Origin of the sequence: Pseudomonas sp. UW4 (assembly GCF_000316175.1) — a bacterium.
GTDB lineage: Bacteria > Pseudomonadota > Gammaproteobacteria > Pseudomonadales > Pseudomonadaceae > Aquipseudomonas > Aquipseudomonas laurylsulfatiphila.
The window spans coordinates 3,348,833-3,372,568 of sequence record NC_019670.1 but is presented as its reverse complement, the minus strand read 5'-3'; the positions used below and the strand labels follow the sequence as shown (position 1 = coordinate 3,372,568).

The following is a 23,736-nucleotide window of genomic DNA, read 5'->3' as shown; positions in this document are numbered from 1 at the left end:
ACTCCAGCATGCGCACCGAACAACCGAAGATGATCTACCTCAAGGACTATCAGGCGCCCGAGTACCTGATCGACGAAACACACCTGACCTTCGAGTTGTACGAGGACCACAGCCTGGTCCATGCGCAACTGGTGATGCGCCGCAACCCCGAGCGTGGCCCGGGGCTGCCGCCGCTGGTGCTGGACGGCCAGCAGCTGGAACTGCTGTCGGTCACCCTGGCCGACCAGGCGCTTTCTGCCGCGCAGTATCAGTTGACTGAGAATCACCTGACCCTGCACCCGACCAGCGCGACCTTCACGGTCGATACCAGCGTCAGGATCCACCCGGAAACCAACACCGCGCTGGAAGGTCTGTACAAGTCCGGCACGATGTTCTGCACCCAGTGCGAGGCCGAGGGCTTTCGCAAGATCACCTATTACCTCGATCGCCCGGACGTGATGAGCACCTTCACCACCACGGTCGTCGCCGAGCAGCACAGCTATCCGGTGCTGCTGTCCAACGGCAACCCGATCGCTTCCGGCCCCGGCGAAGATGGCCGGCACTGGGCGACCTGGGAAGACCCGTTCAAGAAACCGGCGTACCTGTTCGCGCTGGTGGCCGGTGACCTGTGGTGCGTCGAAGACAGCTTCACCACCATGAGCGAGCGCAACGTGGCGCTGCGCATCTACGTCGAGCCGGAAAACATCGACAAGTGCCAGCACGCCATGAACAGCCTGAAGAAGTCCATGCGCTGGGACGAAGAGGTCTATGGTCGCGAGTACGATCTGGACATCTTCATGATCGTCGCCGTCAACGACTTCAACATGGGCGCCATGGAGAACAAGGGCCTCAATATCTTCAACTCCAGCGCCGTGCTGGCCAAGGCCGAAACCGCCACCGACGCCGCGCACCAGCGGGTCGAGGCGATCGTCGCCCACGAATACTTCCACAACTGGTCGGGCAACCGCGTGACCTGCCGCGACTGGTTCCAGCTGTCGCTCAAGGAAGGCTTCACCGTGTTCCGCGATGCCGGTTTCTCCTCGGACATGAACTCGGCCACGGTCAAGCGCATCCAGGACGTGGCGTACCTGCGCACCCACCAGTTCGCCGAAGACGCCGGCCCCATGGCCCACGCCGTACGCCCGGACAGCTTCATCGAGATTTCCAACTTCTACACCCTGACCGTGTACGAAAAGGGCTCGGAAGTGGTCGGCATGATCCACACCTTGCTCGGCGCCGAAGGCTTCCGCAAAGGCAGCGACCTTTACTTCGAACGCCACGACGGCCAGGCCGTGACCTGCGATGACTTCATCAAGGCCATGGAAGATGCCAATGGCGTCGACCTGACCCAGTTCAAGCGCTGGTACAGCCAGGCCGGCACACCGCGCCTGGCGGTGAGCGAGTCCTTTGATGCCGCGGCGAAAACCTACAGCCTGACCTTCCGCCAGAGCTGCCCGCAAACCCCGGACAAGGTTGAAAAACTGCCGTTCGTGATCCCGGTTGAGCTGGGGCTGCTCGATAGCAAGGGTGGCGAGATTGCCCTGCGTCTGGCTGGTGAAACCACCGCGCAAGGCACTTCGCGGGTCATTTCCGTGACCGAAGCCGAGCAGACCTTCACCTTCGTCGATATCGCCGAACAACCGCTGCCGTCGTTGCTGCGTGGTTTCTCGGCGCCGGTGAAACTCACCTTCCCGTACAACCGCGACCAGTTGATGTTCCTGATGCAGCACGACAGCGACGGCTTCAACCGTTGGGATGCCGGCCAGCAACTGTCGGTGCAGGTGCTGCAAGAGCTGATCGCCCAGCAGCAGAAGGGCGAAGCCCTGGTGCTTGATCAGCGCCTGGTGTCGGCACTGCGCACGGTGCTCTCGGATGAGTCGCTGGATCAGGCCATGGTCGCCGAAATGCTCTCGCTGCCAAGCGAAGCGTACCTGACCGAAATCAGCGAAGTGGCGGACGTCGAAGCGATTCACAACGCCCGCGAGTTTGCCCGCAAGCAATTGGCTGACGCGTTGTTCGAGGGCTTGTGGCTGCGTTACGAGGCCAACCGCGAGCTTTCGAAGCAAACGCCGTACGTGGCCGAGGCGGAACATTTTGCCCGTCGTGCCTTGCAGAACATCGCGCTGTCATACCTGATGCTCAGCGGCAAGCCGGAGGTTCTGGCGGCGACGCTGGAGCAGTTCGACGCGTGCGACAACATGACCGAGCGCCTGACCGCGCTGGCGGTGTTGGTCAATTCTCCGTTCGAAGCCGAGAAGGCCAAGGCCCTGACCAGCTTCGCCGAGCACTTCAAGGACAACCCGCTGGTCATGGACCAATGGTTCAGTGTCCAGGCCGGTAGCGTGTTGCCGGGCGGACTTGCGCGGGTCAAGGCGTTGATGCAGCACCCGGCGTTCAACATCAAGAACCCGAACAAGGTGCGGGCGTTGATCGGCGCGTTTGCCGGGCAGAACCTGATCAACTTCCATGCGGCGGATGGTTCCGGGTATCGCTTCCTGGCGGATCTGGTGATCGAGTTGAACGGGTTTAACCCGCAGATCGCGTCGCGTCAGTTGGCGCCTTTGACTCGCTGGCGCAAGTACGACAGCGCTCGGCAGGCTTTGATGAAGGGGGAGCTGGAGCGGATTCGGGCTTCGGGGCAGTTGTCCAGTGATGTGTTTGAAGTGGTCAGCAAGAGTTTGGCTTGATGTCTGTGTGAGCGGGTTTGTTCGCACCGGCTGTTGAAATACTGAAATGCCCGTATCTTGCGATACGGGCATTTTTTGTGGCTTACACGGTGTCGCGACTGAATGTGAGTTCCAGCGGATTGAAGAGAGACCTGAAGAAATCGTCGACTGTGCGGACGGCTGTCTTGTCTTCCGGGGTCAACTGCGCCGACTTGAATCGCTCAATCATCTGTTGATCAATCGTACGAATAGCACTGATAACCTTTTTATGTTCACCCGCATCTATCGGATGGTCCGCAGTCAACTTATCAGCGAACGTCGTCAGGCAATCCTGAGCCGAGGAAAAAAAGGCATCAGGGTAGACGCCTGCATCACTTGGAAGATACTGGGTGTTAAACAAGTAATTCAGTGTTGTGGAAAACTCTCGAATAATGGCCAGGTTGTCAGAGAGTGTGGTGTATTTAGCCTCGTCACAGAATGGGAAAGATTCAATCTGAAAAGGCTGTTCGGTATTTACCTTGAGTTGCTGGGCATAGGTATAGGTTTGTCGAAAGACCGCGGCGGGCGTACCGCTGACAATTACGGTGTCCAGTGGTTTTCCATCCTGAATGTCACGGTTGATGATGTCCGCGACGTTAATTGCGTTTTGACCGCTGTTGGTCGAGAACGGATCAACCGTAATCCGTTGTGGGGCGATGCCTTTTTTCATCAGCAACTCTTTAAAGCGGTCACCTTCGGTTTTGTTGGTCGCGATGGCATGGCGATCCGTCGTGCCGTGGCCACCGAAGCCGCTGGTAATAAAGTTGATGAGCTTGCTGTTCGCGAGTTTGTCGGCGATGTATGAGACGTAGGTTTCGTCGTTGTTGCCGTTCAACACAATGTAGCTGCCAGGCTTGTCATGGCTTTTTATCCAATCGGCCATGTCGCTTTTGGAAGGGCTGAGTGAAGTGACCTTGCTGTTGTCGAGGGTCAAGGCAATCGGTGAGGCGAGTACTGATAGACGACCGTTTGCAGCTTCGCCCAAGCTGGACTGAATACGTGTGGCCAGTTCTATTTGCGGCGAGTTGCCTGCAGGTTTTTGTTCGGCGAGTTCATGCCCTTCCTTGATCAGGTTGCGCATGGTGAGCGCGGTGTTCAGGATGCTTTTCGCATTGGCCAGAGTCTGTTCGAATGGCGGTTTCGCCGCGCTGTCATTCGAATAAGGGCGCGCCACGGTGAATAGGCACCCGGAGGTCAAAACATACCCATTGGGAACAGTGAACTGATTAAGACGGTTGTCCTTTGTCAGCACTAATTCAGCTTTTCCTTGGCGTACATTTTCCAACTCTTTTGAAACAGGTGTGGTATCCGCTGGCTGGGATCTGCGTTCGAGAGGCTGATTGGATGAGGAACCGTTTACTGAGGAAATCATTTCACGCCTTCATGGTTAGTAAATTTGATTCACCATAGGGCGGGGGCAAGTCGATATCTGTCAAAAGACGATCATGACTACAGTTCGGTTGACCCCGTCGACGAACGGCTATCGGTTGCCTGGAGGTGGCTCGATCAGTTTGTGGAATACCCGACCATTCACCCGGGCCGCATCCCCCTCGGTTAACAAAAGATAACGTGGCGTCGATTGTCAGACGTTAAAAAACACCGATAGGATAAGCCAGCTTCCGAAGGGGCTCTGGATGGCGGGTTTCAGGACTATGCTCTGAAACAACCGGTCCAGGCACGCACCCTTGCGGCGCCCAGAAAGGTTGAACGACCTAACAATAATAATGGGAGAAGGTCTATGAGTGAGCCTGTCATGGGTGTGGGTATCTGCCGCCCGCCGGCACTGCGCAAATTAGCGTTGCTGGCTACAGCGCTCTCGCTGTTGGGCTCTGCCATGCTGTCGGCACCTGTGCTGGCCGCGGCGGCGCCAGCATCCGATGTTGTTTATTCCATTGAATCGGCCAAGGCTGCCAAAAGCCTGATGCTCGATGTCGTCCACGCCGGCAAGCGCCTGGTGGCGGTCGGGGATCGTGGGCACATCCTGTATTCTGATGACCAGGGCGCGACCTGGACCCAGGCCAAGGTGCCGACCCGGGCCCTGCTGACGTCGGTGTTTTTTGTCGATGACAAGCACGGCTGGGCCGTCGGCCATGACGCACAGATCCTCGCCAGCGAGGACGGCGGCGCGACCTGGACCAAGCAATTCGAAGATCTGAATCGTGAATCGCCGCTGCTCGATGTCTGGTTCAAGGACGTCGACAGCGGCTTTGCCGTGGGCGCTTATGGCTCGCTGATGGAAACCACCGACGGTGGCAAACATTGGGAAGACGCCAGCGACCGCCTTGACAACGAAGACCAGTACCACCTGAACGCGATCGCCGCGGTCAAGGACGCGGGGCTGTTCATTGTCGGCGAGCAGGGCAGCATGTTCCGCTCTGCTGATTGGGGCCAGACCTGGGAAAAGCTCGAAGGTCCGTACGAAGGTTCGCTGTTTGGCGTGATCGGCACGGCGCAGGCCAATACGCTGCTGGCCTACGGACTGCGCGGCAACCTGTACCGCTCCACGGATTTCGGCAGCACCTGGGAGCAAGTCGAGCTCAAGGCTGAGCGCGGCGACCTGGAGTTCGGGCTGTCCGGCGGCACGCTGCTCGACGATGGTTCGATCGTGATCGTCGGCAACGGCGGTTCGGTGATTCGCAGCAGTGACAATGGCGAAACCTTCAAGGTGGTCAACCGTGCGGACCGTATTTCGGTCTCGGCAGTGACGGCGGCAGGCAATGGCAATCTGGTTCTGGCCGGGCAGGGCGGCGTTCGCGTCACCTCGCCAAACGGCACCGAGTCGGGCAAATGAGCCGGGTTAATAATAAGAAGGCGGAGCTATGACTTCCTTGAGTACACATCACCAGGACAAGGCGACGTTCCTCGAGCGCCTGATCTTCAACAACCGTCCGGCAGTGATCACGATCTGCCTGCTGGTCAGTATTTTCCTGTTCTGGCAGGCGACGCTGATCCGTCCGTCCACCAGCTTCGAAAAAATGATCCCGCTGGAGCATCCCTTCATCCAGAAGATGATGGAGCACCGCAACGATCTGGCGAACCTGGGCAACACCGTGCGGATCTCGGTGGAAGCCACCGATGGCGACATCTTCTCCAAGGAGTACATGGAGACCCTGCGTCAGATCAACGACGAGGTGTTCTACATCTCCGGTGTCGACCGATCCGGTCTGAAGTCGCTGTGGAGCCCCAGCGTTCGCTGGACCGAAGTGACGGAAGAGGGCTTCGCCGGCGGGGAAGTGATCCCGCAGAGCTACAACGGCTCCCAGGCCAGTCTCGATTTGCTGCGCAACAACGTACTCAAGTCCGGTCAGGTCGGGCGCCTGGTGTCCAACGATTTCAAATCGAGCATCGTCGACATTCCGTTGCTGGAGTCCTACCCGGACCCGCAGGACCAGGGCAAGCTGCTGGCGCTGGACTATCGCAAGTTCTCCCACGAGCTTGAAGACAAGATCCGCACCAAGTTCGAAACGCAGAACCCGAATGTGAAGATCCACATCGTCGGTTTCGCCAAGAAGGTCGGTGACCTGATCGATGGCCTGGTGATGGTCGTGATGTTCTTCGGCATCGCCTTCGTCATCACCCTGATTCTCCTGCTGTGGTTCACCAACTGCCTGCGCAGTACCGTCGCCGTGTTGAGCACGACGCTGGTGGCCGTGATCTGGCAGCTGGGCCTGATGCACTTCTTCGGCTTCGGGCTCGACCCCTATTCGATGCTGGTGCCGTTCCTGATCTTCGCCATCGGTATTTCCCACGGCGTGCAGAAGATCAACGGGATCGCCCTGCAATCGAGCGAGGCGGACAACGCCCTGACGGCGGCGCGCCGCACCTTCCGTCAATTGTTCCTGCCGGGGATGATCGCGATCCTTGCCGATGCCGTGGGTTTCATCACGCTGCTGATCATCGATATCGGCGTGATCCGCGAGCTGGCGATTGGCGCATCCATCGGTGTGGCGGTGATCGTGTTCACCAACCTGATCCTGCTGCCGGTGGCGATTTCCTATGTCGGCATCAGCAAGCGTGCCGTGGACCGCAGCAAGAAAGACGCAACCCGTGAACATCCGTTCTGGCGCCTGCTGGCGAATTTTGCCAGCGCCAAAGTCGCACCGGTTTCCATTCTGCTGGCACTGATCGCCTTCGGCGGCGGCCTGTGGTACAGCCAGAACCTGAAAATCGGCGACCTCGACCAGGGTGCCCCGGAGCTGCGTCCGGACTCGCGCTACAACAAGGACAACAACTTCATCATCAACAACTACTCGACCAGTTCCGACGTGCTGGTGGTGATGGTCAAGACCAAGTCCGAAGGCTGCTCGCGCTATGAAGCCATGGCGCCGATCGACGAGCTGATGTGGAAGATGCAGAACACCGAGGGCGTGCAGTCGGCGATTTCCCTGGTGACCGTGTCCAAGCAAATGATCAAGGGCATGAACGAGGGCAACCTGAAATGGGAAACCCTGTCGCGTAACCCTGATGTGCTGAACAACTCCATCGCCCGCGCCGACGGCCTGTACAACAACAGTTGCTCCCTGGCGCCGGTGCTGGTGTTCCTCAACGATCACAAGGCCGAGACCCTGGATCGTGCGGTGCATGCGGTGCAGGAGTTCGCCAAGGAAAACAACAAGGAAGGCCTGGAGTTCATCCTCGCTGCCGGTAACGCCGGGATCGAGGCGGCCACCAACGAGGTGATCAAGAAGTCCGAGCTGACCATCCTGATCCTGGTGTACATCTGCGTGGCGGTCATGTGCATGATCACCTTCCGTTCATGGGCGGCGACCTTGTGCATCGTGCTGCCGCTGGTGCTGACCTCGGTACTCGGTAACGCCCTGATGGCCTTCATGGGCATCGGCGTGAAAGTGGCGACCCTGCCGGTCGTGGCGCTCGGGGTGGGGATTGGCGTGGACTACGGCATCTACATCTACAGCCGCCTGGAAAGCTTCCTGCGTGCCGGCCTGCCGCTGCAGGAGGCGTACTACCAGACGCTGAAGTCCACCGGCAAGGCCGTGCTGTTCACCGGTCTGTGCCTGGCGATCGGCGTGTGCACCTGGATCTTCTCGGCCATCAAGTTCCAGGCCGACATGGGTCTGATGCTGACCTTCATGCTGCTGTGGAACATGTTCGGTGCGCTGTGGCTGTTGCCGGCACTGGCGCGGTTCCTGATCAAGCCGGAGAAACTGGCGGGGCAGAAGGGCAACTCGTTGTTTGCTCACTGATCCATGCAGAAATGAAAAAGCCGCAACCTCAGGGTTGCGGCTTTTTTTTATCTCAAATTCGCACCAGTCCCTGTAGGAGCGAGCTTGCTCGCGATGGTCGTCAACGAAAACGATGGCTGGCAGGTGCCCCGCGGTGCTCTGCGGTTTATCGCGAGCAAGCTCGCTCCTACAAGGGGACGGTGATCAGGCAGGATCGCTACCCAACACCACATTCAGCGCACTGCGCGCATCATCCAGCTGCACCAGCGTTGCATGTCGGGCGCCCAGAGCATCACGGTTCTCGATGGCGGTGAGAATCGCCTTGTGCCGCGGCAGCGCCAGTTCATGCAGGTTCGGTCGCTGGTTCGAATGCTTCAAGGCTTCGGCAATCGCCACCGAGAGCATGTTGCACAGGTTGGCCAGCAAGTCGTTGTGCGTGGCGTCGGCGATGCGACTGTGGAAGTCCAGGTCCGGCTGCAACAGCGCCTCCGGTGTCGGCGCGGCTTCCATGCGCTGGTAGGCCTCAGCGATGGACGCGATGTCCGCCTCGGTGGCGAATTGCGCGGCGAGGGCGGCAGCGGCCGGTTCGATGATGCTGCGCACACTGGTCAGCAGGTCGAAAAACTGGTTCTGCGGACTGCTCTGCATCAGCCAGTGCAGCACGTCCGGATCGAGCATGTGCCAGTCCTTGCGTGGCTTGACCACAGTCCCGACGCGCGGGCGCGAATACACCAGGCCCTTGGCAACCAATACTCGGGTGGCTTCGCGCAGCACCGGCCGGCTGACCGCATACTCTTCGCACAACAGCGCTTCGGCGGGCAGTTTGTCGTCCGGCAGGAAACGTCCCGAGACGATCTGCATGCCCAGTTCCTGGACGATGCGCGAGTGCATGCTTTTGCGGTCGGAGGGTTTGCGGTAATCCATGGGGAACGGCGCGGTCCTGTGCGAATAGGTGTCGCGCATGATAGCAGGCGCGGCACAATCTTGAGGCGGGCGTAGATCAAATGTGGGAGCGGGCTTGCTCGCGAAAGCGGTGGGTCAGACAACATATGCGTAGGCTGACACTGCGCTTTCGCGGGCAAGCCCGCTCCCACAGGGGACGGAGGTGATCAGTGGGAGTGACGCGGTACTTCAGCCCCACGGCAACCGACCAGGAAGTCGAAGTCGCAACCCTGGTCCGCTTGCAGCACATGGTCGATGTACAGCTGACGATATCCCCCGACGATCAGATTCTGCGGCGGTTGCAGGTCGGCCATGCGCGCGGCCAGTTCAGCATCGGGAATATCCAGGTGCAAACGGCCGCTGGCGCAATCGAGTTCGATCCAGTCGCCTTCTTTCACTACGGCCAGCGGTCCACCGGCAGCAGCTTCGGGGGCGACGTGGAGGACAACAGTGCCGTACGCGGTGCCGCTCATGCGCGCATCGGAAATGCGCACCATGTCGGTCACACCCTGGGCCAGCAGCTTGGCTGGCAAACCCATGTTGCCCACTTCGGCCATGCCCGGATAACCCTTCGGCCCGCAGTTCTTCATCACCAGGATCGAGTTGGCATCCACGTCCAGTTCCGGGTCGTTGATCCGCGCCTTGTACATGTCGAAGTTCTCGAACACTACCGCGCGACCGCGATGCTGCATCAGTGCCGGCGTGGCGGCGGACGGCTTGAGCACGGCGCCCAGCGGTGCCAGGTTGCCGCGCAAGACGCAGATGCCGCCATCGGCGCGGATCGGGTTGTCGAGGGTGCGGATCACTTCGTCCTCGCCATAAATCGGCGCGTCTTTGGTGTTCTCGCCGATGGATTTGCCGTTGACGGTCAGGGCATTCGGGTTCGGGATCAGGTTGGCTTCGCCGAGGCGACGAAGCACGGCCGGCAAGCCACCGGCGTAATAGAACTCTTCCATCAGGAAGCGTCCCGACGGTTGCAGGTCGACGATGGTCGGCATGCCGCGACCGATGCGGGTCCAGTCGTCGAGGTCCAGCTCCACGCCAATGCGCCCGGCGATGGCCTTGAGGTGAATCACCGCGTTGGTCGAACCGCCGATGGCGGCGTTGACGCGAATGGCGTTTTCGAAGGCTTCCCTGGTGAGGATCTTCGAGAGTTTCAGGTCTTCGCGCACCATCTCCACGGCACGCATGCCGGACATGTGCGCCAATACATAACGGCGCGCATCCACGGCCGGGATCGCGGCGTTGTGGGGCAGGGAGGTGCCCAGTGCTTCGGCCATGCAGGCCATGGTCGAGGCCGTGCCCATGGTGTTGCAGGTGCCGGCCGAGCGGGACATGCCGCCCTCGGCCGCGAGGAAGTCGTCGATGCTGATGGTGCCGGCCTTGACCTGTTCGCTGAGCTGCCAGACCACGGTGCCGGAGCCGATGTCCTTGCCCTTGTGCTTGCCGTTGAGCATCGGCCCGCCGGTGACGACGATGGCCGGTACGTCGCAACTGGCGGCGCCCATCAGCAGTGCCGGGGTGGTTTTGTCGCAACCGGTCAGCAGCACCACGCCATCGATCGGGTTGCCACGAATGGCTTCTTCCACGTCCATGCTCGCCAGGTTACGGGTGAGCATGGCGGTAGGACGCAGGTTGGATTCGCCGTTGGAGAACACCGGGAACTCCACCGGGAAGCCGCCGGCCTCGATCACGCCGCGTTTGACGTGCTCGGCAATCTGGCGGAAATGCGCGTTGCACGGAGTCAGTTCCGACCAGGTGTTGCAGATGCCGATGATCGGCTTGCCATGGAACTGGTGGTCGGCGATGCCCTGATTCTTCATCCAGCTGCGGTACATGAAGCCGTTCTTGTCGGCCGTGCCAAACCATTGGGCGGAGCGCAGGGTGGGTTTCTTATCAGACATGATCGGTTCTCTTATTGTATGACTATATTGTTCGAGATGAGGCGTAACATAAGCGCAATTTGCGATGTTTGGAAGTGTTGTTGAGTAAATAGTATTACTATATAGTCCGCTCAAACGGAGGGATGGCCCTGGCGAATTTTTCGCGAGAGGCGTCCCCCGAGGTTCCATAACAACAACAATCGGAGACCGATCTCATGAGCCAGGAACTGCGGCTTATCCGTCGCATCACGCTGAAACTGATTCCCTTCCTGATCCTGCTGTACCTGATCGCCTACGTGGACCGCTCCGCAGTGGGCTTCGCCAAACTGCACATGGGCGCCGACATCGGTCTGGGCGATGCGGCCTACGGACTTGGTGCCGGGCTGTTCTTCATCGGCTACTTCCTGCTGGAAATCCCCAGCAACCTGATGCTCGACCGCTTTGGCGCACGGCGCTGGTTCGCGCGGATCATGCTCACCTGGGGCGCCATCACCATCGGCATGGCCTTCGTCCAGGGGCCGAACAGTTTCTATGTGATGCGCTTTTTGCTTGGCGCCGCCGAGGCCGGTTTCTTTCCCGGTGTTCTGTACTACATCACCCAATGGTTCCCGGTGCGCCATCGCGGCAAGATCCTGGGGCTGTTCATCCTCTCGCAGCCCATTGCGATGATGATCACAGGCCCGGTGTCCGGCGGCCTGCTGGGTATGGACGGCGTGCTCGGGCTGCACGGCTGGCAGTGGCTGTTCATTGTCATTGGCATCCCGGCGATCCTGCTGACCTGGCCTGTGCTGCGCTGGTTGCCGGACGGCCCGCAGCATGTGAAGTGGATGGACCAGGCGGAAAAAGACTGGCTGAGCGGCGAGCTGAAAAAGGACCTGGACGCCTTCGGCCAGACCCGTCACGGCAATCCGCTGCACGCCCTCAAGGACAAGCGCGTCCTGCTGCTGGCGCTGTTCTATTTGCCGGTGACCCTGAGCATCTATGGCCTCGGCTTATGGTTGCCGACCCTGATCAAGCAGTTCGGCGGCAGCGACCTGGTGACCGGTTTCGTTTCCGCGGTGCCGTACATCTTCGGCATCGTCGGCCTGCTGATCATTCCGCGCAGTTCCGACCGCTTGAATGACCGCTACGGCCACCTCGCCGTGCTTTACGTGCTGGGTGCGATCGGCCTGTTTCTCAGCGCCTGGCTGTCGGTGCCGGTGCTGCAACTGGCGGCACTGTGCCTGGTGGCATTCGCGCTGTTCTCCTGCACGGCGGTGTTCTGGACCTTGCCGGGCCGCTTCTTTGCCGGCGCCAGTGCGGCAGCGGGGATCGCCTTGATCAACTCGGTGGGCAACCTCGGCGGCTACCTCGGCCCATTCGTGATCGGCGCACTCAAGGAATACACCGGCAACCTGGCTTCGGGCCTGTATTTCCTGTCGTGCGTGATGGTGTTCGGGCTGGTGTTGACGGGTGTGGTGTATCGCTTGCTGGAGCGCAAGCACGTGTTGCCGGCCGAGGAGTTTGCGGCGAGTGCGCGTGGGGCCACCCGTACCTGACAGGAAACAGTAATTCACCACGGACTCTGTGGGAGCGGGCTTGCCCGCGATAGCAATCTGTCTGGCACATCAATGTTGAATGTGCCGCCGTCATCGCGGGCAAGCCCGCTCCCACAGGGGGGCGTGTTTGCCCGGGTTCTGGGTTAACAGGAGAAAATTCATGCGTTTGGTTCAATTCGAATTGAGTAACGGCGAACGCCGTGTCGGTGTGGTCGACAACGGCCTGGTCCGTGAAGTGCAAGACGCGCGCACTGTCCGCGACCTGGCACTGGCGGCGATCGAGGCGGGCGCGAGCCTTGAACAACAGGTGCAGAGCCTGGGGTTGGGCATCAGCCATGACTATGCCGATCTGCTGACGCAACGGCGCGTCCTGCCGCCGCTGGATCATGCTGACCCGGCGCACATGCTGGTCAGCGGTACGGGCCTGACCCATCTGGGCAGTGCGTCGGCCCGGGACAAGATGCACCAGCAAAGCGGCGACGAAACTGCGATGACTGACACCATGCGCATTTTCAAATGGGGCGTGGAGGGCGGCAAGCCGGCGGCGGATGAAGCCGGCGTGCAACCGGAATGGTTCTACAAAGGCGATGGCAGCATCGTCGTAAGGCCAGGCCAGCCGTTTCCATTGCCACCGTTTGCCGAAGATGCCGGTGAAGAACCGGAGATCGCTGGCCTGTACGTGATCGGTCACGACGCCAAGCCGTATCGCCTGGGTTTTGCCGTGGGCAACGAGTTCTCCGACCACGTCATGGAGCGCAAGAACTACCTGTACCTGGCCCATTCAAAACTGCGCAGCTGCAGCTACGGCCCGGAACTGCGGGTGGGCGAGTTGCCGCAGCATCTGGCGGGCACCAGCCGCATCCTGCGCAACGGCGAAGTACTGTGGCAGAACGAGTTCCTCAGTGGTGAGGCGAACATGTGCCACAGCCTCGCCAACCTGGAATTCCATCATTTCAAGTACAGCCAGTTCCTGCGCCCGGGGGACGTGCACATTCACTTCTTCGGCACCGCGACCCTGTCCTTTGCCGACGGCATTCGCACCCGCCCGGGTGATGTGTTCGAGATCACCCAGGCCGAGTTCGGCGCACCATTGATCAACGGCATCGCCCCGGTCGCGGCGGCTTTCGAGCCCGGCACTGTCGGCACACTTTGAGGATTTGTCCATGATCCGGATTCTTGGTCACAACTACATCGGCGGCCAACGCAGCGCCGCTGGCAGCATCAAGTTGCAGAGTGTCGATGCCAGCACGGGTGAGGCCTTGCCCCACGATTTTTTTCAGGCGACACCCCAGGAAGTCGATGCGGCGGCCAACGCTGCAGCGCTCGCCTATTCGGTCTATCGCAGCCTGAGCGCGGAGCGACGGGCGCAGTTTCTCGATGCCATCGCCGATGAACTGGACGCCCTCGGTGATGATTTTGTCGCTGTCGTTTGCCGCGAAACCGCGTTGCCCGCAGGGCGGATTCAAGGCGAGCGTGGGCGCACCAGCGGGCAGATGCGCCTGTTCGCCAAAGTGCTGCGTCGCGGTGATTTCTACGGTGCGCGAATCGACCGGGCATTGCCTGAGCGTCAACCGTTGCCACGTCCGGACCTGCGTCAGTACCGCATCGGCCTGGGACCTGTGGCGGTGTTTGGTGCCAGCAACTTTCCGCTGGCGTTCTCCACCGCCGGCGGCGATACCGCCTCGGCGCTGGCCGCCGGGTGCCCGGTGGTGTTCAAGGCCCATAGCGGCCACATGGCCACGGCCGAGCAGGTGGCGGATGCGATCATTCGCGCTGCCGAAAAAACGGGTATGCCGGCCGGTGTGTTCAACATGATCTACGGCGGGGGTGTCGGCGAGGCACTGGTCAAGCATCCGGCCATCCAGGCCGTGGGGTTCACCGGTTCGCTCAAGGGTGGTCGGGCTCTGTGCGACATGGCCGCGGCACGTGCGCAACCGATTCCGGTGTTCGCCGAGATGTCGAGCATCAACCCGGTGATCGTCTTGCCCCAGGCATTGCAGGCGCGGGCCGACACGGTCGCCCGGGACCTCACGACCTCGGTGGTGCAGGGCTGCGGGCAGTTCTGCACCAATCCGGGTCTGGTGATCGGCATTCGCTCGGCGTCGTTCAGTGCCTTTGTGCAGCAAGTGGCCGGGTTGATGGGCGACCAGCCGGCGCAAACCATGCTCAATGCCGGCACCTTGGGCACCTACGGACAAGGCTTGCAAAAACTGCTGGCGCATCCGGGAATTGAACACCTGGCCGGCAATCCGCAACAGGGCAATCAGGCCCAGCCGCAGCTGTTCAAAGCCGATGCCCGCCTGCTGCTCGATGGCGATGAAGTCCTGCAAGAGGAAGTGTTCGGGCCGACCACCGTGGTGGTCGAGGTCGCGGATCAGGCGCAACTGACGGCCGCCCTGAACGGCCTGCACGGCCAATTGACCGCCACCGTCATTGGCGAGCCGCAAGACTTCGAGCAGTTCGCCGGGCTGACGGCATTGCTGGAGCAGAAGGTCGGACGCATCCTGCTCAATGGCTATCCCACTGGCGTGGAGGTCTGTGATTCGATGGTCCATGGCGGGCCTTATCCGGCAACGTCCGATGCGCGCGGTACATCGGTGGGCACACTGGCCATCGATCGTTTCCTGCGCCCGGTGTGTTTCCAGAACTACCCGGACAGTTTGCTGCCGGACGCGCTGAAGAACGGCAATCCGCTGCGCATCCAGCGACTGGTGGATGGCCAACCATCGCGCGACGCCCTCTAACGGCTGACCACAATCCCTGTGGGAGCGGGCTTGCCCGCGATAGCGGAGGGTCAGCAACATCGTTGTCGACTGATTGACCGCCATCGCGGGCAAGCCCGCTCCCACAGGTTTGTGTGAAACTTTGGTCGGGTGCATGAGCTATCATTGGCGCTTTCCCATTCAAAGACTGATTGCCATGACTGCCCCAACCGACACCTTGCTCAATGCCCTCGAACACTGCGGAATGGTGGAAATCGACGGGCTGCATGCCTTCGAATTCGCCCTCGACGAGTTCGATAATCTGCACATTGAATGCATGGATGGCCGTGCGGCCAAACACTGGGAGTTCACCCCGGCGCAGGTCCAGGCCGCGACCTTCGACACCTCGCTGCAAAGCTGGTTGATCACCGGTGACTCGGGCGAACACCGTTTGGTGTGCCTGGGCGATATCGTCGGCTGTGATAACGAAGATGATGACCAGGACGATGCGTAACCTCTGGCCACTGTTGATGGCCGGCAGCATCGGAGCGATGGGCGTCCAGGCCGCATCCGCCGAGGACTATCAACTGCTGGTGGGCTCCTACACCACCGGCCAAAGCCAGGGGATCTATCGCCTGGCGTTCGACAGCAGTACCGGGCAGATCGATGCCAGGCCCCTGCAAGTGATCAAGAGCGAAAACCCGTCGTGGCTGACCCTGTCGAAAGACCAGCGACACCTGTTCGTGGTCAACGAAAACGGTCCGGGCCAGGCTGATCCGCTCGGGCGCGTCAGCAGTTATGCGATTGATCCCAAGACCCATGGGCTGAGCCTGATCAGCCAGGTGCAAAGCCTGGGCAACGAGCCGACCCATTCCAGTCTCAGCGCCGATGGCAGCCATTTGTTTGTCAGCAATTATTCGGTGGCCGAAGACCCCGGCGGCACCCTCGCGGTGGTGCCGGTGGCGGCCGATGGCAAGCTAAAACCGGTGGTGCAGATGAGCAGCCACCCGGCGAGCCGGGTCAATCCGGAGCGCCAGGCCTCGGCCCACGTGCATTCGACCGTCCCGTCGCCGGACGGTAAATACGTGTTCTCCATCGACCTGGGCGCTGACAAGGTGTTTGCCTACCGTTTCGACCCAAAGGCCAATCCGCAGCTGCCATTGACCCCGGCCAACCCGGCATTCGTGCAACTGCCGCCCGGTAGCGGGCCGCGGCATTTGCTGTTCAGCGCCGATGGCAAACACGCCTGGCTGACCATGGAAATGAGCGCTCAGGTGGCGGTGTTCGATTACCACGACGGCACGCTCGAGCAGACGCAAATGGTCGACCTGGCTGCCGGGCAGCCCGTCTCGGACAAGGCGGCCGCGGCGCTGCATGCCTCGGCCGATGGCAAGTTCCTCTACGTCAGCAACCGTGGCACGGCCAATCAACTGCTGGTGTTTGGCATTGACCCGGTAACCGCACGCCTTACCGAACTGCAACGCCGGGCGGTAGAAGGGGATCATCCGCGGGAGTTCAGCCTCGATCCGAGTGGCAAATTCCTGTTGATCGCCAACCAGAAGAGCAACCAGATTGTCGTCGTCGAACGCGACGCCAAGAGCGGTCTGTTGGGTCAAACCGTGCAAAAACTACCGATGGACGCCCCGAGCGACCTGAAGTTTCTGCTGCGTCAATAAGCCGCAGGCCCCGGTTGATGGGGCCTGCCTGCTTTTATCAATGACGCTGATATCTGGTACTGCTACAAAGCATTTCAAGGCGCGAACCCTCGAGGGTTAAGTTTGCTTCACGGCCCCACCGGGCAAGCAAGCCAACTGAATCCGAGGAATACCGCCATGAACTTCAACATCTTCTCTGTCATCGCCGCTTCCGCCATTTCTGCCACCGTTGCGCTGCCAGCCAGTGCCAACGTTGAAATCAGCGACAAAAAAGCCCACACCCAGAGCTACACCCAGAAATACCTGCAACAGAGCGCCAACTTCTACGCCGCGCTGGATCACAAGACCCAAGCCTGAACTTCCCCCCCCCTGCCTTTATGCAGGAGCGAAGTCACTGATGATCGATACGCCTGATGCTGAGAAGCAGGTGTCGAAAACGATCAGAGTGATGTCGCTCCTGCATAACGCATTTGCGACAGCATCATTTTGCTATCAATGTCGCGCTTGATATCACATGGCCATGCGTTTAAATTGACGCTGATTTTTTGACTCCTCCTCACGGCAAGGATCGGCAGCATGGTGACGCGTCTGGCATTGGTTCTTCTGTTTCTCTATTCCACCCCTATTTTGTCGGCATCCGACGCTGTTTCCGGTGAACCGGATGCTGCGCGCGAGCGCTTGATGAGTTTTATTGAAGACTGAAATAGTCTGGCTTGATGATCAACGAAGCTGATGATCACTATGGATAACCCTGAGTGGTTACCCAGGCTTTTTTGATCGATTCTGTGGGCATTGAAACATGCCTGCGGAGAACATCATGGCCAGCGCAATTCTCACTTCTGCCAAACTCGGTGCCTATGTAGCGATCGGCCTGTACCTTGCCATGGTGCTGTTGGTCAGCCTGTCAGCCCAGTCACAATCCAGCTTCGAAGCACTGATCCAGGTCGCTCATCCCGGCATCCAGTTTGACCACCGTGCGCAAAACGCCAGCGGTGATCAGGCTGAACTCGCAGGAGTCGCCGGCGCATGAAAGGGCACAGACTTTGGGTCATCGCCTTCCTGGCGTTCATGACCAACGGATCCTCCCTGCTGGGGATCGGACAGGGCTCGGCGGGCTCGGTGGCACGCGCCATCGAAGCCAATCACAACATTGCCCGCAACATCGAAAATGCCAATGCGCAGGGCATGCTGGCCGGCAATCCGCCGATCAGGAATGAAGGCGTGGTTTTCGGCCCGTTCCATGTGGATTGCTCGGCGATCGGGATGTGTGAGGTGTTGGCTTGAACCCTGCTGATCACTGAATCCTTTGTGGCGAGGGGGCTTGCCTGTGGCGAGGGGGCTTGCCCCCGTTCGGTCGCGAAGCGGCCGTAAATCCGGATGACCAGAAAAAGCTTGGGGCTGCTTCGCAGCCCAACGGGGGCAAGCCCCCTCGCCACAGGGGCTGCGTTTACTTTTTCATCACACCGGTAAACAAATCCGACTCCAGAAACCGCTGCAACCAGTCCTGCAACCGCCGATACGGCGTCTGCGCAAACCATTCACGGTCGACGTGGGCGAATTGGCGCACGAAGGGCATCAGCGCCACGTCGGCCAGGCTTGGATGGTCGGCCAGCAAATAGTCGCGTCCCTCCAGCAACTCATCCAGCCTTTGCAAAAACACCTCGCCCTCGGCGCGATAAACCTCCATAGGTTGCTCGGGATAACGCTCGGCGTACTTGTAGCGGTTCAAGTGCACTTTGAACACTTGATCGTTCTGTTCGATCAGCAGGGCGATCTGCGCCGCTGCGTCAGGATCATCCTTGAGCAACCAGTCTTGCGGATCGTTCTGTGCCAGGGCCCAGCGCATGATGTCGAGGCTTTCGTCGATCACCCGGCCATCGGCGCTCAGCACCGGCACCGTGCCTTTGCCCGACAGCGCGAGCATCTCGGCGGGCTTGGCCTTCAGACTGACTTCGACGATGTCCACGGCCACTGCCGAATAACGCAGGGCCATGCGTGCGCGCATGGCGTACGGGCAGCGGCGGAAGGAATACAGCCTGTTCATTTCACCTCCAGGGTGCTCAGGCCGTTGCCCTGACGGCGGACCTGAATCTGCACCGGAATCCGTTCATGCATTTCCTGTACGTGGGAAATCACCGCGACCTTGCGGCCTTGGGCCTGCAAGCCGTCGAGGGCGTCCATGGCCAGTTGCAGGGACTCCGGATCGAGGCTGCCGAAGCCTTCGTCGATGAACAACGACTCGATTTTCAGCGTGCTCGATGCCATCGAGGCCAGGCCGAGGGCCAGTGCCAGCGATACCAGGAAGGTCTCGCCACCGGACAGCGAATGCACCGAACGCAGTTCGTCACCCATTTCGGTGTCCATCACCAGCAACCCGAGCATGCTGCCGCCGCGCTTGAGGCGATAACGGCGCACCAGTTGGCGCAATTGCACGTTGGCGTGATGCACCAGCAGGTCGAGGTTGTAGGCCTGGGCGATCTTGCGGAAGGTGTCGCCGGTGGCGGAGCCGATCAACGCATTCAGGCGTGCCCAGCGTTGATACTCGTTGTAGGCGTCGGCAATCTGTTGGGCCAGGGCCTGATTGGCGTTCTGCCGGCGCTGGTCCTCGACCTGCTCGGCGCGCAGTTCGGCGCAGTGCTGCTCGCTGACGGCGAACTGTTGTTGCAGGTCGGTGAGGGCAGTGGCGAGTTGCTCGGCATCGAGGTGGCCGTTGTGCTGGGCTTGATGGTCGAGCAAGCGCTGATCACGCTCCTGCTGCAGCACCTTGGCCTGCTCGATGGCTTTTTCGTTGTGTTGCAGGCGTTGGCGCAGTTCGCTGACCTGCGTGTCGTCGACCCTCAGCAAGTCTTCGAGGCCACCGTCATCCAACTCGGGATGTCGGCCGCGCCAGTCGGCGATTTTGTCGGTGAGATCGCGATCTTCGTTTTCCAGCGCTTGCAAACGCTCCTGCTGCGCCTTGAGTTCGGCGGCGATCTGCACCCGTTGCGTACGTACGTGCTGCAGCTCCTGCGCCGTTGTTGCCTGGGCACTGCGTGCTTGCTCTACGGCGTTTTCCAGCCCTTGCTGCCACTGCTCGGCGCTGCTGTGCTCGCCCAGCAGTTGTACAAGCTGGTGCTGGCAAGCCCGTTGCTGTTCGGCCAGTGCACTGAATTGCTGCTCGGCGATTTGCTGTTGTTGCACGCGGGTTTGCTGGCGATCCTGTTCTTTCTCAAGCGTCTGTTGACGCTGTTGCTGCTCGGCAAGTTCTTCCTTCTGCTGATCGAGCTGTGTGAGGCGTTCGGCGATCTGCCGATCCAGCTGCATGAAGGTCGCAGCAGGCTCCACCCGTAGCGCTTCGAGGGTTTCGGCCGGCAGCAGACTGCCGAACGCGTTGAGTTCCTCGTCGAGCCGTTGACGGTCGCTGCCCAGTTCGCGCTGCTGGTTGCTCAGGTGCTGGGCCGCTTGCTGATGCGCGGTTTCGGCGTGGCGCAATTGCTGGGTCAGGCGCGCGGCGTCCTGCTGCAGGGTGAGCAGGGCGCGCTGACGCTGTTCGTCCTGAGTGATGCTCTGGTTCAACTGATCGTTTTGCCGGGTCAACCAGGCGTCGCGCTTTTCGGCATCCTGGTCCAGAAGCTGTGCAGCCAGTGGGTGAGCGTCGAGGCTCGGTGCCAAGGCTTGTTGTTGGGCGTCCAGTTGCTCCTGTTGTTGCAGCAGCTCCTTTTGCCGGGCGATGACGCCCACCACTTCGGCGCGCAGTTCGGTGAGCTTTTCCTTGAGCTGGTCGACTGCTTGCTGCGCGCGGGCCTGTTCGTTTTCGTCGTGGCGACCGAGGCTTTGCAGCAGCGCTTCGGGCTGATGGTAAGGATGCTCGTGACTGCCGCAGACCGGGCACGGCTGGTCGTCCTGCAACTGCGTGCGCAACTCTTCGACACTCGCACTGCGGGCTAGACGTTGGCGTTCCAGCAGTTCCCGGGTGACGTTGAAGGTTTGTTCGGCAACAGTCAGTTCGGCTTTGGTTTTCACCCCGTCCTGAGTCAGGCGCTCACGTTCCTGTTGCGCGGTGAGCTGACGTTGTTGCAGTTCGGCACCGCGCCTGTCCAGTTCCTGCTGGCTGGCCCACAGCCGCGTCAGGTCTTCGATGGCTCGCAGCTGTTTACGGTTGTCCTGCAACAGGTTGCCGAGGATGCCGATCTGCTCGGCCACGGCGTCCGGCTCCGCACCGGCCTCCTTGAACAGCACTTCAAGTTGCTGCTTTTGCAAGGCGAGTTCTTCGCCGTAGCGGGTGGCGTTTTGTTCAAGAGTCGCCAGCTCGGCCTGGCCTTTGTTCAAGCGGTTGCCGATCAACATCAACTGTTGCAGGCGATCCCGATAGGCATTCCACGCGTCGCTGAGCGGCGCCAGATGGGCGCTTTGTTCAAGCTCGGTGGCGATACGCTGCAAACGTTCGGCAACCTGGTTCTGCTTTTCCAGCAAGGCTTGAATGGCACTTTGGCCCTGGATGCAGGCTTGTTCTGCGTTGTGCTTCGCGTCGGCGCTGAGGGCGGTTTCCCTGGCCAGGCGGGCGAGGGTGCTTTGTTCTTCGAAAGCCTGACGCAGCAGCGGAGCACTGTCGGTTTGTCGTTGTTGGGCTTCGCTCAGGGCGATTTGTGTGGCCGAGAGGTTTTGCTCCAGCGACGTCTGGCGTTCAGTCAGCTCGTGCTGCTGCCGGGTATGGGCAGCAACCTGTGCAGCCAGTGGCGTCAGCAGTGCATCGAGTTCGGTTTTGCGCGCGAACTGGTGCCGTTGCGGGCCGAGTTGTTCCAGCCGTGTCAGCTTCAAGCGCTCGTCGGCCAAACCTTCCCACTGCTGTTGGGCACTGTGAAGTTGCTCGGTCGCTGCGAGTTGAGTGTCCTGCAACTGACGCAGCTCCTTGAGCCAGGTGTGCTGCTGCTCAAGCTGTTTGAGTTGTGCCTGCTGCAACTTCAGCTGTTGCTGCGCGGCATTGAAGCGCTCATCCAGTTCCGCACGGGCTTGCGGCGCCAGCGGCGTCACTCCGCTGGCCTGATCCTGCAGCAGCTTGTGAACCTCGCGCGCCTCCTTGGTCTTGTCGAAGGCGCGACGACCGAGACGGGTGTAGAGCGCCGTGTCGGTGAGTTTCTCCAGCAGTTCGCTGCGGTCGTTGTCGTCGGCCTTGAGGAATGCGCTGAACTCGCTTTGCGCCAGCAGCACGGCGCGGGTGAACTGTTCGAAGTTCAGCCCCAGCGCGGCTTCGAGCTGAGCCTTGTATTCGCCTTTCTGGCTGGCCAGCAACTGGTCCTGATCGATGTCACGCAAGCTCTGGCGGCTGGCCTGCAGCTTGCCGGCGGCCTTGTCCCGGGCGCGGTTGGCCTCCCAGCGGGCGCGGTAACGGCGGCCGTCGACTCCGACGAAATCCACTTCCGCATAGCCTTCACCGGTGCCGCGCCGCAGCAGGGTTCGCGGGTCGCCGGTGCCGATTTCGCCGTCGGCGTCCGGCACTTTCGCGTCGCGGCCGGTGTTGTTCAGGCGTGGAACGGCGCCAAACAGCGCCAGGCACAAAGCATCGAGCAACGTGCTTTTACCGGCACCTGTGGGGCCGGTGATGGCGAACAGTCCGGCACTGGCCAGGGGTTCGGCGGTGAAGTCGATTTCAAAGGGCCCGGCCAGGGAGGCGAGGTTTTTCAGGCGGATCGCGAGAATTTTCATGGCTGTTCGCTCTCCATCTGCACGTCTTGCAACAGCTCGGCAAAGTCCTTGAGGGTTTGCTCGTCGACCTCGCTGCCGTAGTTGTCCTGCCAGGCGCGGCTGAACAGCTCCTGGGGCGTGAGCTGGTCCAGTTCGATCAGCGTGCTGCCCTCATCGGCACCGTCACGGCTGCCGTTGCCGGCGTACTCGGCGGCGATGCGCACCAGGCGCACGGCCTTGCCTTGCAGGGCGGTTTCCACTTGATTGCGCAGGTCGGGCTGCGGCTCATCGAGGCGCACCCGCACCTCCAGCCACGGTTGGCGCTGGATGTCGGCCAACAGGTCGATGTCCGGCAGGTCCGCCAGCTGCAGCAGGATCTCGCTCAATGGCGCCGGGCCGATGCGTTGCAGGTTGACAGCGCGGGGAATCAGTTTCGGCTCGACGCTGACCAGGGTTTCGCCGTCGAGCCTGATGTCGAGAATCTGGTGCTGATAGCTGATCTCGGAGAACGACAGCGGAATCGGCGAGCCGCTGTAGCGGATGCGCTCCTCGCCGTTGACCTTCTGCGGTTTGTGCAGGTGACCCAGGGCAACGTAACTGATGCTCGGCCCGAACAGGCTGGCGGGCAGGGCTTCGGCGTTGCCGATGATCAGGCTGCGCTCGGAGTCTTCCGACACCGAGCCGCCCGCCATGTGTGCGTGGCTGATGGCGATCAGTGCCTGGCCTGCGGTGCGCTTGGCGTTGGCCGCTTCGATCAGCCATTCGTGCACCTGGCCGATCCCGCGCAGATAGTTGTCGCCCAAGTGCGCGCCGGTGACTTCCGCCGGGCGCAGGAACGGCAGTGCCAGGCACCAGGCGGTGACTTCACCACTGGCGTCAGGCAACGGTAACAACAGGCGCTCGGCATCCAGCTGCCCGTCATCCAGCCACAGCACACGACCGAGCGCATGGGTGCGCAAGCGGCGCATCAAGGGCGCGGGCAGTTCGATCCGCGAGCCGGAATCGTGGTTGCCGGCAATCATCACGATGGTCAGCGACGGCTGCTGCTCGTGGGCGCTGACGATGAAGTCGTAGAGCCGCTCCTGGGCTTTGACCGGCGGGTTGACCGTGTCGAAGATATCGCCGGCGATCAACAGCACATCCGGCTGATCCAGTTTCAGCTGGCGCAACAGCCAGTCAAGAAAACAGCCATGTTCGAAATCGCGATCCTGGCCGTGCAGGTTTTGCCCCAGGTGCCAGTCGGAGGTGTGAAACAAGCGCAAGGCGGACTCCGGTACAAAAATAGGTGATGGCCGCGTGAAAAATGAAGGCGGCGAAAGGGGGGGAGAGTTTACTGGTAAACACTCCCAAAGTGGTCAGGCACTCAACCTGTGGCAGCCCCGATCTTAAGGCAATACCCGATTAACTGTGGGAGCAAGCTTGCTCGCGAAAGCGTTAGCCCATTCAACAATGATGTATCTGACGCACCGCATTCGCGAGCAAGCTCGC

At 60.8% G+C, this 23,736-nt stretch carries 18 protein-coding genes; 12 read left to right on the top strand and 6 right to left on the bottom strand.

Features of this window, described 5'->3' with window-relative positions:
* Positions 1-8: 8 nt before the first annotated feature.
* Positions 9-2,666 (top strand): aminopeptidase N, encoded by a 2,658-nt coding sequence (pepN, locus tag PPUTUW4_RS14575; protein ID WP_015095363.1) that lies wholly within the window; start codon positions 9-11, stop codon positions 2,664-2,666.
* 82 nt (positions 2,667-2,748) lie between these two features.
* On the opposite strand, the gene PPUTUW4_RS14570 is transcribed toward pepN, so the two are convergent.
* Positions 2,749-4,056 carry an ElyC/SanA/YdcF family protein gene (locus PPUTUW4_RS14570; RefSeq protein WP_015095362.1) on the bottom strand — a complete coding sequence of 436 codons (1,308 nt, stop codon included), beginning with the start codon at positions 4,054-4,056 and terminating at the stop codon, positions 2,749-2,751.
* 366 nt (positions 4,057-4,422) lie between these two features.
* Here PPUTUW4_RS14570 and PPUTUW4_RS14565 point away from each other — a divergent pair, with 366 nt between their 5' ends.
* Positions 4,423-5,475 (top strand): YCF48-related protein, encoded by a 1,053-nt coding sequence (locus PPUTUW4_RS14565; RefSeq protein WP_015095361.1) that lies wholly within the window; start codon positions 4,423-4,425, stop codon positions 5,473-5,475.
* A gap of 28 nt (positions 5,476-5,503) precedes the next feature.
* Positions 5,504-7,888, top strand: coding sequence for an RND family transporter (locus tag PPUTUW4_RS14560; RefSeq protein WP_015095360.1), 2,385 nt, complete (start codon positions 5,504-5,506; stop codon positions 7,886-7,888).
* Positions 7,889-8,071: 183 nt separating this feature from the next.
* Here the strand turns inward: PPUTUW4_RS14560 and PPUTUW4_RS14555 are convergent, their stop codons facing one another.
* Positions 8,072-8,791, bottom strand: coding sequence for a FadR/GntR family transcriptional regulator (locus tag PPUTUW4_RS14555; RefSeq protein WP_015095359.1), 720 nt, complete (start codon positions 8,789-8,791; stop codon positions 8,072-8,074).
* A gap of 185 nt (positions 8,792-8,976) precedes the next feature.
* A complete protein-coding gene (locus PPUTUW4_RS14550; protein WP_015095358.1) occupies positions 8,977-10,713 on the bottom strand; it encodes an IlvD/Edd family dehydratase in 1,737 nt (578 codons plus the stop codon).
* A gap of 194 nt (positions 10,714-10,907) precedes the next feature.
* On the opposite strand from PPUTUW4_RS14550, the gene PPUTUW4_RS14545 reads away from it, so the two are divergent.
* The 9 genes from PPUTUW4_RS14545 (at position 10,908) to PPUTUW4_RS14510 (ending at position 17,871) form a co-directional block, all read left to right on the top strand.
* Complete coding sequence (locus tag PPUTUW4_RS14545) at positions 10,908-12,230, top strand: MFS transporter (protein ID WP_015095357.1); 1,323 nt, start codon at positions 10,908-10,910, stop codon at positions 12,228-12,230.
* A 160-nt stretch (positions 12,231-12,390) separates the two neighbouring features.
* Positions 12,391-13,383: an AraD1 family protein gene (gene araD1, locus PPUTUW4_RS14540; protein WP_015095356.1), complete on the top strand. Its 993-nt coding sequence runs from the start codon at positions 12,391-12,393 to the stop codon at positions 13,381-13,383.
* A gap of 10 nt (positions 13,384-13,393) precedes the next feature.
* The gene (locus tag PPUTUW4_RS14535) at positions 13,394-14,974 is read left to right on the top strand and encodes an aldehyde dehydrogenase (NADP(+)) (protein WP_015095355.1); all 1,581 of its coding nucleotides are present in this window, start codon (positions 13,394-13,396) and stop codon (positions 14,972-14,974) included.
* Between the two features lie 133 nt (positions 14,975-15,107).
* Positions 15,108-15,446, top strand: coding sequence for a DUF5629 family protein (locus PPUTUW4_RS14530; protein WP_015095354.1), 339 nt, complete (start codon positions 15,108-15,110; stop codon positions 15,444-15,446).
* Positions 15,439-16,608 carry a lactonase family protein gene (locus tag PPUTUW4_RS14525; protein WP_015095353.1) on the top strand — a complete coding sequence of 390 codons (1,170 nt, stop codon included), beginning with the start codon at positions 15,439-15,441 and terminating at the stop codon, positions 16,606-16,608. The genes PPUTUW4_RS14530 and PPUTUW4_RS14525 overlap by 8 nt, the downstream gene beginning before the upstream one ends.
* Positions 16,609-16,764: 156 nt before the next feature.
* Complete coding sequence (locus PPUTUW4_RS14520) at positions 16,765-16,944, top strand: hypothetical protein (RefSeq protein WP_007979950.1); 180 nt, start codon at positions 16,765-16,767, stop codon at positions 16,942-16,944.
* Between the two features lie 219 nt (positions 16,945-17,163).
* A complete protein-coding gene (locus PPUTUW4_RS30495; protein WP_007979948.1) occupies positions 17,164-17,289 on the top strand; it encodes a hypothetical protein in 126 nt (41 codons plus the stop codon).
* Positions 17,290-17,404: 115 nt separating this feature from the next.
* Positions 17,405-17,617: a hypothetical protein gene (locus tag PPUTUW4_RS14515; RefSeq protein ID WP_015095352.1), complete on the top strand. Its 213-nt coding sequence runs from the start codon at positions 17,405-17,407 to the stop codon at positions 17,615-17,617.
* Entirely contained in the window at positions 17,614-17,871 is a 258-nt protein-coding gene (locus PPUTUW4_RS14510) for a hypothetical protein (protein WP_015095351.1), read from the top strand. The genes PPUTUW4_RS14515 and PPUTUW4_RS14510 overlap by 4 nt, the downstream gene beginning before the upstream one ends.
* A 163-nt stretch (positions 17,872-18,034) precedes the next feature.
* Here the strand turns inward: PPUTUW4_RS14510 and PPUTUW4_RS14505 are convergent, their stop codons facing one another.
* The 3 genes from PPUTUW4_RS14505 to PPUTUW4_RS14495 are packed head-to-tail and all read right to left on the bottom strand — an operon-like array spanning position 18,035 to position 23,510.
* A complete protein-coding gene (locus tag PPUTUW4_RS14505) occupies positions 18,035-18,631 on the bottom strand; it encodes a glutathione S-transferase (protein WP_015095350.1) in 597 nt (198 codons plus the stop codon).
* Positions 18,628-22,269 (bottom strand): AAA family ATPase, encoded by a 3,642-nt coding sequence (locus tag PPUTUW4_RS14500; protein ID WP_015095349.1) that lies wholly within the window; start codon positions 22,267-22,269, stop codon positions 18,628-18,630. The genes PPUTUW4_RS14505 and PPUTUW4_RS14500 overlap by 4 nt, the downstream gene beginning before the upstream one ends.
* Positions 22,266-23,510, bottom strand: a complete 1,245-nt coding sequence (locus tag PPUTUW4_RS14495) for an exonuclease SbcCD subunit D C-terminal domain-containing protein (RefSeq protein WP_015095348.1) — start codon at positions 23,508-23,510, stop codon at positions 22,266-22,268. The genes PPUTUW4_RS14500 and PPUTUW4_RS14495 overlap by 4 nt, the downstream gene beginning before the upstream one ends.
* Positions 23,511-23,736: the final 226 nt, after the last annotated feature.

What these genes read in the sequence shown, in the direction of transcription:
- PPUTUW4_RS14515 (WP_015095352.1), top strand. Translation starts at nt 17,405, where the DNA reads ATGGCCAGCGCAATTCTCACTTCTGCCAAACTCGGTGCCTATGTAGCG.
- PPUTUW4_RS14570 (WP_015095362.1), bottom strand. Translation starts at nt 4,056, where the DNA reads ATGATTTCCTCAGTAAACGGTTCCTCATCCAATCAGCCTCTCGAACGC.
- PPUTUW4_RS14545 (WP_015095357.1), top strand. Translation starts at nt 10,908, where the DNA reads ATGAGCCAGGAACTGCGGCTTATCCGTCGCATCACGCTGAAACTGATT.
- PPUTUW4_RS14525 (WP_015095353.1), top strand. Translation starts at nt 15,439, where the DNA reads ATGCGTAACCTCTGGCCACTGTTGATGGCCGGCAGCATCGGAGCGATG.
- pepN (WP_015095363.1), top strand. Translation starts at nt 9, where the DNA reads ATGCGCACCGAACAACCGAAGATGATCTACCTCAAGGACTATCAGGCG.
- PPUTUW4_RS14510 (WP_015095351.1), top strand. Translation starts at nt 17,614, where the DNA reads ATGAAAGGGCACAGACTTTGGGTCATCGCCTTCCTGGCGTTCATGACC.
- PPUTUW4_RS14520 (WP_007979950.1), top strand. Translation starts at nt 16,765, where the DNA reads ATGAACTTCAACATCTTCTCTGTCATCGCCGCTTCCGCCATTTCTGCC.
- PPUTUW4_RS14530 (WP_015095354.1), top strand. Translation starts at nt 15,108, where the DNA reads ATGAGCTATCATTGGCGCTTTCCCATTCAAAGACTGATTGCCATGACT.
- araD1 (WP_015095356.1), top strand. Translation starts at nt 12,391, where the DNA reads ATGCGTTTGGTTCAATTCGAATTGAGTAACGGCGAACGCCGTGTCGGT.
- PPUTUW4_RS30495 (WP_007979948.1), top strand. Translation starts at nt 17,164, where the DNA reads ATGGTGACGCGTCTGGCATTGGTTCTTCTGTTTCTCTATTCCACCCCT.
- PPUTUW4_RS14565 (WP_015095361.1), top strand. Translation starts at nt 4,423, where the DNA reads ATGAGTGAGCCTGTCATGGGTGTGGGTATCTGCCGCCCGCCGGCACTG.
- PPUTUW4_RS14550 (WP_015095358.1), bottom strand. Translation starts at nt 10,713, where the DNA reads ATGTCTGATAAGAAACCCACCCTGCGCTCCGCCCAATGGTTTGGCACG.
- PPUTUW4_RS14560 (WP_015095360.1), top strand. Translation starts at nt 5,504, where the DNA reads ATGACTTCCTTGAGTACACATCACCAGGACAAGGCGACGTTCCTCGAG.
- PPUTUW4_RS14505 (WP_015095350.1), bottom strand. Translation starts at nt 18,631, where the DNA reads ATGAACAGGCTGTATTCCTTCCGCCGCTGCCCGTACGCCATGCGCGCA.
- PPUTUW4_RS14500 (WP_015095349.1), bottom strand. Translation starts at nt 22,269, where the DNA reads ATGAAAATTCTCGCGATCCGCCTGAAAAACCTCGCCTCCCTGGCCGGG.
- PPUTUW4_RS14555 (WP_015095359.1), bottom strand. Translation starts at nt 8,791, where the DNA reads ATGGATTACCGCAAACCCTCCGACCGCAAAAGCATGCACTCGCGCATC.
- PPUTUW4_RS14535 (WP_015095355.1), top strand. Translation starts at nt 13,394, where the DNA reads ATGATCCGGATTCTTGGTCACAACTACATCGGCGGCCAACGCAGCGCC.